The following is a 15,238-nucleotide window of genomic DNA, read 5'->3' as shown; positions in this document are numbered from 1 at the left end:
GGCGCGGTTCCGTGAACCTTCAACGACTCGATTCTCATGAAACGCTTTCTCCTTTTCGCCCTCTTTGGGCCTTCCTTGGCCGCATGGGCCTGTGACAACTGCAAAATTCCGAAACCTGCCGCTGGTCAGCGCGTGGTGGAATACGATCTCACCATTGCGGAACAAACCGTCAGTCCGGCGGGCAAGGCGGTGCGTGGTTTCACGATCAATGGCGGCATTCCGGGGCCGACGCTGCGTTTCCGTGAAGGCGACTTCGCGCGCATCCGGGTTCACAATCAACTCAAGCACGAGACGACCTCGACGCACTGGCACGGGCTGCTGCTGCCGAACGAGCAGGACGGCGTGCCGCATGTTACCACGCCGCCCATTCAGCCGGGGACGACGCACACATTTGGCTTCGATCTGCGGCACAGCGGCACCTATTGGTATCACTCGCACACTCACTTGCAGGAACAGAACGGCGTGTTTGGCAGCATCGTGGTGCTGCCGCGTGGCGGCGAACCGGTGAATGCGGATCGCGAACAAGTGCTGGTGCTGTCTGACTGGACCAACACGGACCCCATGGAGGTCATGCGCATGCTGATGCGAGGCAGTGATTACTTCGGGCTGATGCGGCGGAACTCGCAGTCCATCCTCGGCGCGTGGCAGCGGGGAAATTTGAAGGACTACTTTTCGCGTGAGTGGTCGCGCATGATGCCGATGGACATCTCCGACGTCGGTTATCATGGCTTTCTCATCAACGGACTGCGGCAGACACGGATCGAGGGCAACCCCGGTGAGCGCGTGCGGCTGCGTATCGTGAATGCCTCAGCGGCGACGTATTTTTATCTTCACTCGTCTGCTGGACCGATGACCATCGTGGCAGCTGACGGCCCTGCGGTGCAGCCGGTGAAGGTGGACCGCTTCCTGATAGCGATCGCGGAGACCTATGACGTGATCATCACCATTCCGGTCAGTGGTGAGTATGAGCTGCGTGCCACCACGCAGGATGGCAGCGGGCATGTCTCGGCCTTGTTCGGCTCCGGCGTCCTCAAACCTGCATCTGATCCGCCCAAGCCGAATCTTTACCAGATGGATGACATGCTCACGCTCGCGCTGGAGGAGCAGGAGGACGATGTCCGCGCCTCGTTGAAGCTGCCTCGGCCAGGATCTCCCTACCGTCTGCTGAAATCAACACGCGACACCACTCTGCCCACAAAACTGCCGCGCCGGAAGATCACCATGCACCTTACCGGCGACATGAACCGCTACATCTGGAGCTTCGACGGCAAAACCATCGCCCAAGAGCCTTATGTGATGATCAAGCGTGGCGAGCTCATTGAGCTGGAACTCATCAATGACACGATGATGCATCACCCGATTCATCTGCACGGCCACTTCTTCCGCCTGCTGATGGGCAACGGCCGCCACTCACCGCTGAAGCACACGGTGGATGTGCCGCCCATGAGCCGGCGCACGGTCGAGTTCGAGGCGAACGAGGCCAAGGACTGGATGTTTCACTGCCACATCCTGTATCACATGATGAGCGGCATGGCGCGGGTGTTCCGGTATGAGGACGAAGTTCGTAGTCCCAGCTTTAGCCGGAAAACGCCCACGCAGGCCGAATCTGCTCCTGAAAAGCACAGCATTCATCACGCCGCTGGCCTCGGTGAACACTCACACGACATGGCCTATGTCTGGGGCGCGGCCTCCATTCAATCTCACATGAGCGAAGGGCTGCTCACGCTCATGAATCCGAAGAACGATCTCCTGCTTGGCTGGGAAATCGGCTGGCAGGGCGTGGACAATCCTGAATACGAGGTGGACGCGCTGTACCAGCGCTACTTCAACCTGAACTTCCAAGCTTTCGTCGGCGGACGTTTCACCAACGATCCCGATGCGCAAAACCGGGCCGTCGTTGGCATCAACTACCGCCTGCCGCTCATGGTCTGGGCCAATGTCAGTCTCGACAGCGAAGGTGACGCGCGGTTCACGCTGGCCAAGCGATTCCAGCTCACGCCACGCCTCGGTGTCTGGGGCCGCGTGGAGTATGACACGAACACGCGCTGGGAATGGACCACCGGCGCGGACTTCACGCTCACACGCCGCACTTCGCTCATCGCCCAGTATCACTCGCAGTACGGTCTCGGTGCCGGGCTGCTGTTCCGCTTTTGATGCCTCAGCATCATTTAAAAACAAAACCCAAACCACAACCCCATCATGAAAACGAAACTCATCACCCTCCTCACCACCGCCTTGCTCGTTCTCAACCTCAGTGCTGCGGATGTAAAACCTTACCCGCTCAAGAACTGTCTCGTCAGCGGCAATGAACTCGGCAGCATGGGCAAGCCCATCACCAAGGTTTACAATGACCAGCAGATCAAATTCTGCTGCAAGCCCTGCATCAAGAAGTTCGACGCTAACCCTGCCAAGTATCTGGCGAAGCTGCCGAAATAATAACGGTTGTGCTCGTGTTACAGCCACCACCATGCCTTCCGCCTTATGAAATCCATCCTTCTCGCGCTGTCGCTGTTCCCGCTTGCGCTAAATGCGCAGGTGCAAATCGAAACTCTGCCGGAACCGGGCATCCAGCCGCAGGTCGTCGTGACCGCCGCAGGCGTGGTGCATCTGGTATATCTCATGGGCGACCCCAAGGCATGCGACATCCGCCACACGACCCGCAAAGCGGACGGCGGCGAATGGTCAGCGCCCATCACCGTGAACAGCGAGCCACGCTCCGCCATCGCCGCAGGCACGATTCGCGGCGCACAAATCGCGCTGGGCAAGGATGGCAGCGTGCAGGTCATCTGGAACGGCAGCACCGGCGGCAAGAAGGAAATGATGATGCGCGCGCCGCTGCTGCATGCCCGGCTTCAGCCCGCTGCCAAGGCCTTCAGCGCGCAGCAAAATTTGATGGGCGACACCACCGCGCTTGATGGCGGCGCCTCCATCGCCGCCAGTGAAAAAGGCCACGTCAGCGTCGTCTGGCACGCCGCGCCTGCCGGAGCGACGGGAGAAGTCGCGCGCCTCGTCTTTGCCCGATACTCCGCCGATGATGGCCGCACCTTTTCAGCGCCCAAGCCGCTAAATGCGGAGCAACCCGGCGTTTGCGCCTGCTGCTCGCTGCGTGCGCATCTGGCCGCCGATGACACGCTGACCGTGCTCTATCGCGGCGCGCCTGCACCGACAGCGCGCGGCATGATCCTCCTCACCAGCAAAGCGGGCCGCAGCACACTGACCCAGCTTGACGACTGGCGCGTCGCCATGTGCCCCATGAGCAGCGCCAGTCTGATGCCTGCCACGCAAGCACTCCGCGCCGCCTGGGAGAATGACGGCCAGATCGTCATCGGACTCATTGGCGAGCCTGCGGCTTCAGCGCAGAAAGTCGGCCCAAAGAATGCCAAGCATCCCGCCCTGGCGCAGAATGCCAAAGGCCAGACCCTCATCGCCAGCGTCATCGGCTCCGGCTGGAACAAGGCTGGCGCACTGCATTGGGATCTGCTCGATGCCCAGGGCCGCGTCACGGATTCCGGCGATGGCGACAAGCTGCCCGTGTGGAGCTACGCCGTCGCTTATGCACGCCCTGACGGCGGTTTTGTCATCTTGCGCTGATCTCCGGCGCGTTGGTTGATACTATTTGGAGGGGTTGGTGACTGCACGGAGTTGCACTGGATGAACGCCTGACATGGCACTTAACCAAAAAACAAAACGACCCCACCATGAAAACGAAACTCACTCTCCTCGCCGCTGTCATCCTTGCAGGCATCGGCACCAGCGTCGCCCTCGATACCACCGCACCTGCGGCTGACAAACTTGCCGGCATGAGCTGCTGCGCCAAGATGCCGAAGGCTTCTGCGCCAGCCGCTGACAAAGACGCGGCTGCCACCACCGGCAAGAGCTGCCACTTGAACGCGCCAGCGGCCAAGGACGCTGCAACGGTGAAAGCCAAGGGCTGCTGCAAGTAATGGCTCCACGAGCCCGCAACCCGCCAGCATCGGATGATCTGGCGGGTTGTGTTTCACCCGTCATCCGCCAAGCTTCCCCAGCCATGAATGACGACGAACTCCATGATCTGATCCGGCAGACGCACCCGAAACCAGAGTTTTCCTCCTCATTCCAGCGCGAGATCTGGGCACGCATCGCCGTCGCTGAAAAACAATCTTGGACCGCCCGATGGCGGCAATGGAGCGAGTCGCTGTTCCGCTGGGTGGCACAGCCCGCGCCTGCTTTCGCCATGGTGACAGCAATGTTGCTGCTGGGAGCCGGGCTCGGACGACTGATCACGCCTGACACTGACCACACCGCACTGCGCACCGCTTATGTGACCTCCATCAACCCCGTTGTTGCAGCGCGTTTCACGACTCAACCATGAAGCGCGGCCTTTGGATCATCTTCGCGGCCGTGCTGGCGGCCATCGCAGGTTTCGTCATCACACAAAGATCATGCTGTGATGTCGTGACGGCATGCACGGCCCCGCATGACGGCAGTTCACGTCTGCCTGAACTCGAATGGCTGCGCCATGAGTTCAAACTGACCGATGCGCAGTTTGCCAAGGTCTCCGAGCTGCATCTGGCCTATCGCCCGACCTGTGAAGACCTGTGCGCGAAAGTGATGACCTCTCAGGAGAAAGTGAAAAAGCTCGTCACTGGTGGCACACAGGTCTCGCCTGAACTCAAAGCGGCTCTGCAAGAGCAGGCGACGCTGCATGTGGAATGCCAGACGGCCATGCTCACACATCTTTATCAGACTGCGAACTGCCTCTCGCCCGAGCAAGCACGCAGCTATCTCGATGCCATGCTGCCGCAGGTCATTGACATGAAAATGGAGCCTGCCACGACACACAGCGGCCACTGATTCCCTCCTCAGCATGGACCTCACCCACGATGCCGATGTAGTGCTCATGCAGCGACTCGCTGGCGGTGAGGATCTGGCCTTGAACGAGCTCATGGCCCGCTGGCGCGAGCGCGTCGCCGCGTTTCTTCTCCGCATGGTGGGAGATCATGCCACCGCGATGGATCTCACGCAGGAGACCTTTGTGCGCCTCTACACCAGCCGCCACAGCTACAAGCCCGTGGCCGCATTCTCGACTTACCTGTTTCACATCGCGGCGAATCTCGCCCGCAGTCACGCCCGCTGGAAAGGCCGCCACCCCACGGTGCCGATGGAGGACGAGCAGGGCGAACTCGTTCACGAGCCGATTGATCCACAGCTCTCCCCCGATGCTGCGGCGGTCCTGCATGAAAAGACCACGCTGGTGAACCAGGCCATCGCCGCATTGCCCGCCGATCTGCGCGAGGCGCTGCTGCTCTTCGCCGTGGAAGACTTGAGCCATGCCGACATCGCCGCCACGCTCGGTTGTTCGGCCAAAGCGATCGAAGTGCGCATCTATCGCGCCCGGCAGTTGCTCAAGGATGCCTTGAAAAGCCACGGCGTTTGAGCGCCGCTTGGCCGGTTGTGCGCGGATCTTGTGAAGGCAGAGGGATTCAGGCTCGCTCGGAGTTGATGCAGATGAAGGCAGTCATACCATCTGCCGGAACATCCAACACAAACCAAACATAACCATGAAAACGAAACTCATCCGCTCCGCCCTCCTCGGCCTGGCCGCCCTCGGCACACTGGCCCTCGTCTCCTGCCAGGCACCGGCTCACACGCCCACCAGCGCCGTGACCTGCTCCAAGTGCCACACCATCCACTTCAATGCCCCGGCCACCAGCGGCACTGGAGCCGCCGGTGCGAAGGGTGGCATCGTCACGCTGCGTCATGCCGATGGCATGTCGTGCGCGGATTGTGAAAACAAGGTGGTTGCCATGCTGAAGACCGGCAATCTCACCCAGCACACCTGCAAGACCTGCGGAGGCACGCTGCATCATTGCACCAGCCACTAACCTCTGCCGAGGCATGAGCCGCCAGCGTCCAACCGCTGGCGGCTTTTTCTTGGGCTCAGCCCAGAAAATCTGGAGGGGTTGGCGCGGCGGCGAAGTTGCACCCGATGACCGGCTGAAATCACCGGTCACTCAACTCAAACCAACACCCCCATGAAAACGACCCTCGCCCTCCTCTCCAGTCTCCTCCTCGGTGCCAGCCTCGCCGTTGCGGCTCCCGCCGCCTACCCGCTGAAAACCTGCCTCGTCAGCGGCAACGAACTCGGCAGCATGGGCAAGGTCGTCACCAAGGTTTACAACGACCAGGAGATCAAACTTTGCTGCAAGCCCTGCATCAAGAAGTTCGACGCCAATCCGGCCAAGTATCTGTCGAAGCTCAAGTAGGCCGCCATCCAGCAAGGGTAGGGTTACACCCCATGGCACACGCCTGTTGCACGCTCAAGAGTCTGCCAGCCGAGCATGCAAACCACTCAAACCGCCACTCCATCAGCGATCCTAGACCCCGTCTGCGGGATGGCCGTGGACCCCGCCACCGCTCGCCACGCCGAACGTGAAGGCGAGACCTTCTATTTTTGCAGCGAGCAATGCCGACAAAAGTTCCTGACCACGCCCGCCGAGGCCAATCCCGTTGGCAAGTCCGGCGCTTCCGGTGGCTGACGTCAGTACGGCGCAGATCTCAGCAACCCCGGTGATGCCGCGCAGGCCAGCGTGAACTGGGATGGTGCGAATGTGCATTTCACCTTCGGCATCCTACGTGGCAATATGGCACCGGCCTGCAAGGCCCGCCCGGTGAGGTGACGAGTGTGCAAATGCAATCGGCGATCAATGGCACGAGCAATCTGAGCAATGCCGTGGCGACGCTGGACACGCCCTTTGCCGATCCTGATGCCTAAGCGATGCGCCTGCGTTTCAATGAACTGGTGCTGGCACTGCGACGTTAACAGCAGTTGCTGCGGGATGGTTTGAAGTGTCCCAAAAATCGCAGGGAGTGGTGGTGGGTTTACATCCCATAGCTTCACTGCCGCATGCTGAGCAGCGTGGGGGGCTGGCAACGGCATCCCGCTGAAGCCTCAAGACTAAAACTGAAATCCAAAACCGATGAACATCCTCACCCGCTCCTCAATCGCCCTCACGATGGCCCTGGCCGTCTTTGCCCCCATGACCACCCAAGCCGCCGAAACCCCGGCCGCGAAAGAACACGCCACCGGCCACAACGCCCTCCAAGCCTGCATCACCGCCTGCGAACGCTGCGTGACTGGCTGCCTCAATGAAGAGGACGTCAAAGCCATGGTGCCGTGCATCAAGCTGTGCCGCGACTGTGCGGACATTTGCGCCCTGACGGCGCAATTCATGGCCCGCGACTCCGCCCATGCAGGCAAGCTCGCAGCCCTCTGCGCGGCGATCTGTGACGCCTGCGGCGAAGAATGCGCCAAGCACAAAATGGCGCATTGCCAGGAATGTGCGGAAGCCTGCAAAAAGTGCGCTGAAGAGTGCCGCAAAATGACCAAGTAACAGGCATGTCATCCATTGACGGTGTTTCCACCGGCAATGGAACAGGCCGCGAGAATGACAAGTCGGGTTACATCCCATCGTAATCCGTCTCCCGCTGGTACAACGTGGATGTCTGCGAAACAGCGAAAACTCTGTTCGCAGAACCAAACACATCCAACCAACACCACCATGACCACACTCGAAATCAAAGGCGACTGGAACATCACCAAGGGCAAGCTGAAGCAGAAGTGGGCCACGCTCACGGACGACGATCTGCAATACATCGAAGGCAAGAAGGACGAACTGGTGGGCCGCATCCAGAAGCGCACCGGCGAAACCCGTGAAGCGGTGGAACAGGCCATGAAGGAAACGAAGTCCTGCTGCAATTAAGCGGGCGGTTCAAACAACGAACAGATCATGCCTCGTCAGCGGCAACGAACTCGGCAGCATGGGCAAGGTCGTCACCAAGGTTTACAACGACCAGGAGATCAAACTTTGCTGCAAGCCCTGCATCAAGAAGTTCGACGCCAATCCGGCCAAATATCTCGGCAAGCTGAAGAAGTAAGACAGTTCTCACGCGCAGTCGCAGTCCAGGCAGCCGTGCGTGGCGCAGGTGCGGCAGACGCGCTCCACCTGCTCGCGCAAGCGCTTGCGGGCACGCAGCAGTCGCACGTTGAGCGTGTTCACGCGTTGGTTCGTCGCTTTCGCGATCTCGGTGGCGGATTCGCCGCCGAGGTCGATGCGGCGGAGCAGCTCGGCATCCGCCTCCGGCAGCGCGGGCAGGAGCTTCATCACACACTGGCAGATCGTTTTTTCGTCTTCAGGCTTCAACGCCTCCGGCAGCTCATGCACGAGCTTTTCCAAGGCCTGATCCCGCGTGGTGCGGCGACGATGCGCGTCGATGATGGCATGGCGCAGCACGCGGTAGAACCATGTGACGACGCCTTCAGCATCCTCGGGCACGTTGTCGGCCTTCAGCGCCTTCATGAGGCATTCCTGCACGAGATCAGCGGCGAGTTCGGGATCGCCCGTGCGCGAGCGAGCGAAACCGATGAAGGCATCGAGATGCTGGAGGAGTGGAGAGGTGGACATAGGGCGGGGAGTTGAATCCAAGATACGTACAGACACGCGGCAAACCAGCGCGTAACAAGTTCACACCTCGTGCGTGGGCACAGGATGAAGGGCCAGTCAGGCTCCACCTCAAATCATCACCCATTCACTCCATGAAAAATCACTCGCACGACCCCCAAGCGCCGGCCTCCTGCTGCCACGCAGTCCCTCAACCCGTCAAGCCAAGCTGCTGTCAGCACGATCATCACTCGCCTGATGAAGCCGTGAAGCCGCCAACCTCGGCCAAGTATTTCTGCCCGATGTGCCCGGGCGTGGAGTCGGCCAAGCCGGGCGCGTGCCCGAAGTGCGGCATGGCCTTGGAGCGCAACCCGGCCTGGAAACCGACCGCCAAGACGATCTACACCTGCTCGATGCATCCCGAGGTGCAGCAGGATCATCCGGGCACTTGCCCGAAGTGCGGCATGGCCCTGGAGTCGATGACGGCGACGGAGACCGATGATGCGGACGATGACGCCGAGCTGCGCGACATGACGCGGCGGTTCAAGTGGAGCGCGCTGCTGACGCTGCCGGTGTTTGTCACGGCGATGGCGCATGTAGTTCCTGCGTGGAGTCATGCCGAATGGGCGAACGGCACGGTGACACGCTGGATGCAGTTTGTGCTCGCGACACCGGTGGTTCTGTGGGCGGGCTGGCCGTTCTTTGTGCGCGCGTGGCAGTCCTTGCTGCACCGCAGCATGAACATGTTCACGCTGATCGCGCTGGGTGTCGGAGCGGCGTATGCCTTTAGCGTTGCGGCTATGTTGGCACCGGATTGGTTTCCGGAATCATTGGGTGACGCACACGGCAGCCTTCCACTCTACTTTGAAGCTGCGGCGGTCATCATTGTGCTCGTGCTGCTTGGTCAGGTGCTGGAACTGCGGGCAAGAGCACGCACTGGCAGTGCCATCCAGGAGCTGCTCGGCCTTCAGCCGAAGACGGCGCGGCTCGTCACGCCTGAAGGCGATGTGGATGTCACGCTCGATGCCGTACAGGTCGGCCAGCGTCTGCGGGTGCGTCCTGGCGAAAAAGTTCCCGTCGATGGCGTGGTGATCGAGGGCAGCAGCCATGTGGATGAATCCATGATCACGGGCGAACCCGATCCAGTGGAGAAATCCGCCGGAGCCCAGGTGACGGGCGGCACGCTCAATCAACACGGCAGTCTCATGGTACAGGCCGAGCGCGTGGGCGCGGACACAATGCTGGCGCAGATCGTCCAGCTCGTCGGGCAGGCGCAGCGCAGCCGTGCGCCGATCCAGGCGCTGGCGGATAAAGTCGCAGCGTGGTTTGTGCCCGCCGTGCTGGTCGCTGCGGCGGTGACCTTTGGGCTGTGGTTGTGGCTCGGGCCGGAGCCTTCGCTGGCCTATGCCATCGCCAATGCCGTCGCTGTTTTGATCATCGCCTGTCCCTGTGCGCTCGGGCTTGCCACGCCGATGAGCGTGATGGTCGGCATCGGTCGCGGTGCGAAGATGGGGGTGCTGATCCGTCAGGCAGAGGCCATCGAGAAACTGGCCGCGCTGAACACGCTGGCCGTGGACAAGACCGGCACGCTCACGCTCGGCAAACCCGAAGTGACCGAGATTCTCCTCACACCGCAGAGCCATCTCAGCATCGACGACGCGCTTCGCTTTGCGGCGGCCTTGGAGCGTCACAGCGAGCATCCGCTGGCCTATGCCGTGATCCAGGCGGCGGAGAAAAACAAGCTCGCACTGCCGGATGTGCCCGACTTCCAATCAACGCCCGCAGCAGGTGTCAGCGGCAAGGTGGATGGCAAAGCCGTGATAGTCGGCAAAGCAGATTTCCTGCGCGAGCAAGGCATCGAAAATCTCGCCGTGCTCGAAGCACTTGCGTCACCGCATCAAAGCGATGGCAAGTCGGCCATTTTCCTTGCCGTGGATCATCAGGCGGCGGCTGTTATCGTCGTGAGTGATCCGATCAAGACGACCACGCCCGAAGCTCTCGCTCAACTTCGCGCGCTCGGCATCTCAGTCGTCATGCTTACGGGCGACAATGAACGCACGGCCAAGCGCATCGCGAGCACGCTGGGCATCGAGCGCTTCCACGCTGGCGTCACACCGCAGGAGAAGCATACCTTCATCAACTCGATGAAACGCCCCGGCGCAGTCGTCGGCATGGCAGGCGATGGCATCAATGACGCGCCTGCTTTGGCCGAGGCCGATGTCGGCATCGCCATGGGCACTGGCACAGACATCGCCATGGAAACCGCACCGGTCACGCTCGTGCACGGTGATCTGCGCGGCATCGTCCACGCCATCCAGCTTGGTCGCGCGATGATGCGGAACATCCGGCAGAACCTGCTCTTCGCCTTCCTCTACAACGCGCTCGGCATCCCCATCGCCGCTGGCATTCTCTATCCCTGGCTCGGCGTGCTGCTCAGTCCGATGATCGCCGGTGCGGCCATGAGTTTAAGCTCCGTGTCCGTCATCGCGAACGCGCTGCGTCTGAGAAGCATGAAGCTCTGAGCATGCGGCCAACGGCGCGGTGGGATAACACCCCATCGCGCCCTTGAGCTGCAATGCGCAAGGTGAGGCGCCCCAGCCATTCCAAAACACCATGAAAACCTTGTTCACAGCCGAAGCGATTTCCAAAGGCGGACGTTCGGGCGCCATTGAGACGCCGGACCAGTTGCTCAACATCACGTTGGGCAATCCGTTGGAGCTAGGCGCGGAGAAACTGGGACCCAATCCCGAGCTGTTGTTTGCGGCGGCATATTCCGCCTGTTTTCACGGCGCGGTGAGAGGCGCGGCCAAAAAGCTCGGCACACCGGTCGCGGATTCCATTGTGCGGGCACTGGTAAGCCTGCGGGAGGATGATGACGGCGGCTATCACCTGGCCGTGGAGCTGCGGGCACACATCCCCGGCACGGATCGTCCTCAGGTGCAGCGCATCATGGAGGAGGCGCACCAGACCTGCCCGTATTCCAGGGCGATGCGTGGCGATGCCAAGGTGACTTTGGTGGTGTCCTGAACTCTGCGGGTCGTTCACGTCAGGGCCGCCTTGCTTGAATGGCGGGTTAAGCCACGAGTCTCAGGTTACCACCACCGCATGACCGACCGCGTCCTCGTAAACCCGGTGCAACAGAAAGGTCTGCTGCGCGGCAAGCTTTTGCCCGAACTGCGCCAGGACGTAGAGACCGACGGCCAGCACGACCATGAGGGCAAAGACGCCCAGCCCCCAGGCCGTCGCACCGATGAACCACTGACATGCGCCGAAGATGCCGGAAAAAATACCCGCCGTTCCGACAAGCAGGTAGGCGTAAAGATAGGCGGACCAGACGTTCGTGTTCGGGCCGTAAGTGCCCTCGACACGAGTTTTGCCAGGCGTGTCGCTTTCCAGGCTCAAATTCAACTGCGGTGACCAGCGGTGCTGGTCCGCCTCCGGAATGCGCAGCGTGAGATAGCCAGGAAAGCACTTCACCTCGCAGCGATCGCCGTCGTCACGAGCCTGCCGCACGAGCCGATCTCTCATGTCATCCATACTGAGGTCGATGATGTGCGAGAAGCGGGGTCTCAGGCGAAAACTGCTCATGGTATCCTCAAAACGCCGCAAAACGTGTATCCTGTCTTGCATCCGATGCAGCTCCCGGCTTCGGCAAGCCAAAGAAGCCTCAGTCGTTACTTCCCGCCGGTCACGTTTTTCAGGGCCGCCATGCCCTGAAGGATGCGGACCTTGCCGCCGCGGGCGCGGGAGGCGATTTCCTCAAAGTGCGCCTGCATGGGGACGGTTTTTTCATCCTTGCCGACGAAGAGCACGAAGTTGATCTGCGGCTTGGTTTTGTTCTGACTCGAGTAGATGGCGCGGATGGCGTTGATGACCTGCTTCTCCCGCTCCTCCGCCTCGATGTTGGGGCCGGGCTTGTGACGGACGTTGATGTTCAGCTCGTTGACGACCTCGTGGATGCTGCGGATGACGCGCTGGGGGATGCCTTTGGCCTTGCGCTTGTCATTCTCCTCCTTGAGCCAGGTCTGCGCCTTTCCCACCGCCGCCACCCACTCCTTCTCGTTTTTTTCGGTCCAGCGCATGTCCTTGAGATACTCGGCGAGTTCCTCCTTGGTCTCGTAACGCGCCATGTGACGCCAGCCGCTGGTGATGATGAAGACAGTGTCCACATCGCTCTCCAGCGCATACTGGATGGCGAGCATGTAGCCCTGCAGCAGACGGCTGCGGATAGGCTCGATCTCCTGCGCGGCCTTGAGAGCCGGATAATTGATGGCGGCGAGGCCGATCTTTTCAAACTCGCGGTTCACCGGGTAGAGCCAGTCACGGACTTTTTCGATGTTGGATGTGGTGGCCGGGACGAGCTTCTCACTGAAGGCGGAGAGATGGAAATGATCGAACATCAGGACGTTGTAGGCCGTGGAGACGTCGAACTTGCCGATCATGCTCGCGATCTCCTGCTTCACGATCTCGTAGGCGGGGATGCCGCCCTTCGGGTCGGTGAGCATGTAGCGCTCCGCCTCGATGAGGAAGGCGATGCGGCGGCCCTTGGACTTGATGCCGAAGAAGTTGACCTGCACGGTGCCTTTAGGCTGAAAGGCGACGGAGAAACTGGAGCCGAGGTCGGTGGTGGCGACTTCGGCGACGGCCTCAGTAGGCGCTTTGAAGTCAAAGTCAGGCAGCGAAACCTCGGAGACGCCGGCGGCGGTCATCGCGGACGTGGTGGGGCGCGCAACAGCGGCGGTGGCGGGCGTAGGCTGGGGGACGACGATTTTTTTCGTCTCCGGCTTCTCCTGTTCCTGCTCGGTGACGGCCGTGGCGGTGATCTCGGCCGACGGCGGCTCCGGCAGCACGATCACGAGCACACCAAGAAGAAGAAACAGCGCCGCATGCACCAGGATGGCAGCGGCGGCGGCAGCGATCCTCGGACCGAAGAGATTGCGCTGCTTGGGACGGGCATCGATGATTTCATCCACAACGCCGGGAGCGGCAAAGAGAACGGGCTCGGCCAGGTCCGGGGCAGGCAGGCCACTGGGTTCTGGAAGGGCGGCGAGCACCAGGGTGGCGCTATCATCATCCTCTTCATCCAAAACGGTCACGGCCACCTCCGCATCAGACTGCGGACGCGTTTGCTGCCGCAAAGGACGCACGTTGATCGGCACGGTGGCCTTGGAGGCAAAGCTGGTGGTGTTGCCGTCGATCCATTCCTTCAATTCCTGCGCCCCGGCCTCCAGCGAAGGGTCCAGCTCCATCGCCACGAGGTAATGCTTTTCCGCCTCGTCGCCGTCCCCCAGCGCACGGCAGGCCTCGGAGGCGAGCAGGGCGGCCTGGGCGTTCATCTCATCCAACTGCATGGCCTGGTTGGCGTATTGAAGGGCGATCTGCGGATTGATCGGCAACAAGTGACGTCCGGCGTGGATGAACTGCGCCGACTCAGCAGGCGCGTCAGGCGCCAGTGAGACGACCATGGCCGCCATGTCTCCCCTGCCGCCTGCCACCAAGGCATCGGCCAGAGCGAGACGAGCCGCCCAGTTCTCAGGCTGATTCGTGACCTGCTGCTGGAGTTCGACAATGGAGGCTGACATGGTGTCTGTGGGGGTTGCTCATATTCAACGGACTCGACATCCGAGGTGCAAGCTCAAAAACACTCGGCATCATGCGCAAAAATCGCCCATGAGCCTGTTTGACCGACTGATTTTGCACCTGGACAGCACCCCGCACGCCGGAGCCTGGAACATGGCTGTGGACCAAGCCTGGCTGGAGAGCGCTGATACGCCTGTCCTGAGAGTGTACGACTGGGACCAGCCCACGGTGACGATTGGATACGCGCAAAACCTCGCCAAGCTCGGTGAGACGCTGCCCGACTGGCCGGTGATGCGCCGTTGGACCGGTGGCGGAGTCGTTTTGCATGAAAACGACGAGACGTACTCCGTGATCGTGCCCGCAGGCCATGCCTGGGCGGAAACGCGCCCGCTGGACAGCTACCGGCTCATACACTCGGCCTTGGCGGACGGATTGAACGCCGCCGATCTCACCGGCTGCCGACTTGCCGGGCCGGAAGACTTGATCGAGAACCCGTTCTGCTTTGTGGCACCGGCCTTGCACGATGTGGTGCGTGGAAAAGTAAAAATCGCGGGCGCGGGCCAACGGCGCGGCAAGCTGGGCCTGCTGCATCAGGGCAGCGTGCAGCAGGTCAGCCTGCCACCAGGCTTTTGGAATGGCTGGGCAGCGAACCTCGCCAAAGAAGTCACTCTGGTTGAAGAACTGCCGCCAGCCATCGCTGAACGGGCGCAGGAACTCGTGGAGAAACGCTACTCGCTGAGTTCCTGGTTGCATGAACGGGAGGACGCACTGTCATGACACGCGTGTTTGTGTACGGCACGCTGAAACGCGGCGGCGAGAATCATGAATGGATCAAGTCCCAGACTTTTGTGGCTTCAGCGTGGACGAAGCCGCTTTACCGCATATTCGACCTTGGCGGCTATCCCGGCATGATCCGCTCAGAAAATGGCATCGCCATCGAAGGCGAGGTTTGGGACGTGGACGAGGCCGGCCTGGCGCGTCTCGATGTGCTGGAAGACATCAACGGCGGTGAATATGAGCGCGTGTTGATCGAGCTCGAAGGCGAGTTCGCCGCTCAGCGCGTCGAAGGCTATCTTTACCTGCGTGATCTGAGCGGGCGACGGGACGCGGGCGCGTGCTGGTAGCAATGTGGTCCGCACAGTCCTCTGTGCGGCGCTCGGAGATCTTCTCAGACTCCGAATTTTCCCAGAGCTGTCATGTGCGGAGTTCCTCTGCGTAAAGTCAACCAAGAGCCTGCC

19 protein-coding genes are annotated in these 15,238 nt (G+C 61.2%); 16 read left to right on the top strand and 3 right to left on the bottom strand.

Annotated features, from left to right (window positions below; all coding sequences use genetic code 11):
• Window positions 1-36 precede the first annotated feature (36 nt).
• The 12 genes from ACILSI_RS10265 (at window position 37) to ACILSI_RS10210 (ending at window position 7,742) form a co-directional block, all read left to right on the top strand.
• A complete protein-coding gene (locus tag ACILSI_RS10265) occupies window positions 37-2,154 on the top strand; it encodes a multicopper oxidase family protein (protein WP_395721784.1) in 2,118 nt (705 codons plus the stop codon).
• A gap of 45 nt (window positions 2,155-2,199) precedes the next feature.
• Window positions 2,200-2,436, top strand: a complete 237-nt coding sequence (locus tag ACILSI_RS10260; RefSeq protein ID WP_395721783.1) for a hypothetical protein — start codon at window positions 2,200-2,202, stop codon at window positions 2,434-2,436.
• A gap of 45 nt (window positions 2,437-2,481) precedes the next feature.
• Window positions 2,482-3,591 (top strand): hypothetical protein, encoded by a 1,110-nt coding sequence (locus ACILSI_RS10255; RefSeq protein WP_395721782.1) that lies wholly within the window; start codon window positions 2,482-2,484, stop codon window positions 3,589-3,591.
• A gap of 107 nt (window positions 3,592-3,698) precedes the next feature.
• Window positions 3,699-3,944, top strand: a complete 246-nt coding sequence (locus ACILSI_RS10250; RefSeq protein WP_395721781.1) for a hypothetical protein — start codon at window positions 3,699-3,701, stop codon at window positions 3,942-3,944.
• 83 nt (window positions 3,945-4,027) lie between these two features.
• On the top strand, window positions 4,028-4,351 hold the full coding sequence (locus ACILSI_RS10245; RefSeq protein WP_395721780.1) for a hypothetical protein: 324 nt from the start codon (window positions 4,028-4,030) through the stop codon (window positions 4,349-4,351).
• Complete coding sequence (locus ACILSI_RS10240) at window positions 4,348-4,833, top strand: Spy/CpxP family protein refolding chaperone (RefSeq protein WP_395721779.1); 486 nt, start codon at window positions 4,348-4,350, stop codon at window positions 4,831-4,833. The genes ACILSI_RS10245 and ACILSI_RS10240 overlap by 4 nt, the downstream gene beginning before the upstream one ends.
• 13 nt (window positions 4,834-4,846) lie before the next feature.
• A complete protein-coding gene (locus ACILSI_RS10235; RefSeq protein WP_395721778.1) occupies window positions 4,847-5,416 on the top strand; it encodes an RNA polymerase sigma factor in 570 nt (189 codons plus the stop codon).
• 124 nt (window positions 5,417-5,540) lie between these two features.
• Window positions 5,541-5,864, top strand: coding sequence for a hypothetical protein (locus tag ACILSI_RS10230; RefSeq protein ID WP_395721777.1), 324 nt, complete (start codon window positions 5,541-5,543; stop codon window positions 5,862-5,864).
• 150 nt (window positions 5,865-6,014) lie between these two features.
• Window positions 6,015-6,245 (top strand): hypothetical protein, encoded by a 231-nt coding sequence (locus tag ACILSI_RS10225; protein ID WP_395721776.1) that lies wholly within the window; start codon window positions 6,015-6,017, stop codon window positions 6,243-6,245.
• Window positions 6,246-6,320: 75 nt separating this feature from the next.
• Window positions 6,321-6,518: a YHS domain-containing protein gene (locus ACILSI_RS10220; protein ID WP_395721775.1), complete on the top strand. Its 198-nt coding sequence runs from the start codon at window positions 6,321-6,323 to the stop codon at window positions 6,516-6,518.
• 501 nt (window positions 6,519-7,019) lie between these two features.
• The gene (locus tag ACILSI_RS10215) at window positions 7,020-7,373 is read left to right on the top strand and encodes a four-helix bundle copper-binding protein (RefSeq protein WP_395721857.1); all 354 of its coding nucleotides are present in this window, start codon (window positions 7,020-7,022) and stop codon (window positions 7,371-7,373) included.
• Window positions 7,374-7,541: 168 nt separating this feature from the next.
• Window positions 7,542-7,742, top strand: coding sequence for a CsbD family protein (locus tag ACILSI_RS10210; protein WP_395721774.1), 201 nt, complete (start codon window positions 7,542-7,544; stop codon window positions 7,740-7,742).
• Window positions 7,743-7,925: 183 nt separating this feature from the next.
• Here ACILSI_RS10210 and ACILSI_RS10205 read toward each other — a convergent pair whose 3' ends face one another.
• Window positions 7,926-8,444: an RNA polymerase sigma factor gene (locus ACILSI_RS10205; protein WP_395721773.1), complete on the bottom strand. Its 519-nt coding sequence runs from the start codon at window positions 8,442-8,444 to the stop codon at window positions 7,926-7,928.
• 131 nt (window positions 8,445-8,575) lie between these two features.
• Here ACILSI_RS10205 and ACILSI_RS10200 point away from each other — a divergent pair, with 131 nt between their 5' ends.
• Window positions 8,576-10,942, top strand: a complete 2,367-nt coding sequence (locus tag ACILSI_RS10200) for a copper-transporting P-type ATPase (RefSeq protein WP_395721772.1) — start codon at window positions 8,576-8,578, stop codon at window positions 10,940-10,942.
• A gap of 91 nt (window positions 10,943-11,033) precedes the next feature.
• Entirely contained in the window at window positions 11,034-11,447 is a 414-nt protein-coding gene (locus ACILSI_RS10195) for an Ohr family peroxiredoxin (protein WP_395721771.1), read from the top strand.
• Between the two features lie 60 nt (window positions 11,448-11,507).
• Here the strand turns inward: ACILSI_RS10195 and ACILSI_RS10190 are convergent, their stop codons facing one another.
• Both ACILSI_RS10190 and ACILSI_RS10185 read right to left on the bottom strand, forming a co-directional pair.
• A complete protein-coding gene (locus ACILSI_RS10190) occupies window positions 11,508-12,008 on the bottom strand; it encodes a hypothetical protein (RefSeq protein WP_395721770.1) in 501 nt (166 codons plus the stop codon).
• A gap of 86 nt (window positions 12,009-12,094) precedes the next feature.
• On the bottom strand, window positions 12,095-14,002 hold the full coding sequence (locus tag ACILSI_RS10185) for a hypothetical protein (protein WP_395721769.1): 1,908 nt from the start codon (window positions 14,000-14,002) through the stop codon (window positions 12,095-12,097).
• A gap of 88 nt (window positions 14,003-14,090) precedes the next feature.
• On the opposite strand from ACILSI_RS10185, the gene ACILSI_RS10180 reads away from it, so the two are divergent.
• Both ACILSI_RS10180 and ACILSI_RS10175 read left to right on the top strand, forming a co-directional pair.
• A complete protein-coding gene (locus ACILSI_RS10180; protein WP_395721768.1) occupies window positions 14,091-14,777 on the top strand; it encodes a biotin/lipoate A/B protein ligase family protein in 687 nt (228 codons plus the stop codon).
• On the top strand, window positions 14,774-15,124 hold the full coding sequence (locus ACILSI_RS10175; protein WP_395721767.1) for a gamma-glutamylcyclotransferase: 351 nt from the start codon (window positions 14,774-14,776) through the stop codon (window positions 15,122-15,124). The genes ACILSI_RS10180 and ACILSI_RS10175 overlap by 4 nt, the downstream gene beginning before the upstream one ends.
• Window positions 15,125-15,238 lie beyond the last annotated feature (114 nt).

The sequence above is a fragment of the Prosthecobacter sp. genome (genome assembly GCF_044232965.1).
GTDB lineage: Bacteria > Verrucomicrobiota > Verrucomicrobiia > Verrucomicrobiales > Verrucomicrobiaceae > Prosthecobacter.
The sequence above is the reverse complement of the archived record's forward strand: the minus strand, read 5'-3'. Positions and strand labels throughout refer to the sequence as shown.

Coding starts and splice junctions, on each gene's coding strand:
- ACILSI_RS10175 (WP_395721767.1), top strand. CDS start 14,774: ATGACACGCGTGTTTGTGTACGGCACGCTGAAACGCGGCGGCGAGAAT.
- ACILSI_RS10255 (WP_395721782.1), top strand. CDS start 2,482: ATGAAATCCATCCTTCTCGCGCTGTCGCTGTTCCCGCTTGCGCTAAAT.
- ACILSI_RS10250 (WP_395721781.1), top strand. CDS start 3,699: ATGAAAACGAAACTCACTCTCCTCGCCGCTGTCATCCTTGCAGGCATC.
- ACILSI_RS10265 (WP_395721784.1), top strand. CDS start 37: ATGAAACGCTTTCTCCTTTTCGCCCTCTTTGGGCCTTCCTTGGCCGCA.
- ACILSI_RS10180 (WP_395721768.1), top strand. CDS start 14,091: ATGAGCCTGTTTGACCGACTGATTTTGCACCTGGACAGCACCCCGCAC.
- ACILSI_RS10225 (WP_395721776.1), top strand. CDS start 6,015: ATGAAAACGACCCTCGCCCTCCTCTCCAGTCTCCTCCTCGGTGCCAGC.
- ACILSI_RS10220 (WP_395721775.1), top strand. CDS start 6,321: ATGCAAACCACTCAAACCGCCACTCCATCAGCGATCCTAGACCCCGTC.
- ACILSI_RS10215 (WP_395721857.1), top strand. CDS start 7,020: ATGACCACCCAAGCCGCCGAAACCCCGGCCGCGAAAGAACACGCCACC.
- ACILSI_RS10230 (WP_395721777.1), top strand. CDS start 5,541: ATGAAAACGAAACTCATCCGCTCCGCCCTCCTCGGCCTGGCCGCCCTC.
- ACILSI_RS10210 (WP_395721774.1), top strand. CDS start 7,542: ATGACCACACTCGAAATCAAAGGCGACTGGAACATCACCAAGGGCAAG.
- ACILSI_RS10205 (WP_395721773.1), bottom strand. CDS start 8,444: ATGTCCACCTCTCCACTCCTCCAGCATCTCGATGCCTTCATCGGTTTC.
- ACILSI_RS10190 (WP_395721770.1), bottom strand. CDS start 12,008: ATGAGCAGTTTTCGCCTGAGACCCCGCTTCTCGCACATCATCGACCTC.
- ACILSI_RS10245 (WP_395721780.1), top strand. CDS start 4,028: ATGAATGACGACGAACTCCATGATCTGATCCGGCAGACGCACCCGAAA.
- ACILSI_RS10260 (WP_395721783.1), top strand. CDS start 2,200: ATGAAAACGAAACTCATCACCCTCCTCACCACCGCCTTGCTCGTTCTC.
- ACILSI_RS10240 (WP_395721779.1), top strand. CDS start 4,348: ATGAAGCGCGGCCTTTGGATCATCTTCGCGGCCGTGCTGGCGGCCATC.
- ACILSI_RS10235 (WP_395721778.1), top strand. CDS start 4,847: ATGGACCTCACCCACGATGCCGATGTAGTGCTCATGCAGCGACTCGCT.
- ACILSI_RS10195 (WP_395721771.1), top strand. CDS start 11,034: ATGAAAACCTTGTTCACAGCCGAAGCGATTTCCAAAGGCGGACGTTCG.
- ACILSI_RS10185 (WP_395721769.1), bottom strand. CDS start 14,002: ATGTCAGCCTCCATTGTCGAACTCCAGCAGCAGGTCACGAATCAGCCT.
- ACILSI_RS10200 (WP_395721772.1), top strand. CDS start 8,576: ATGAAAAATCACTCGCACGACCCCCAAGCGCCGGCCTCCTGCTGCCAC.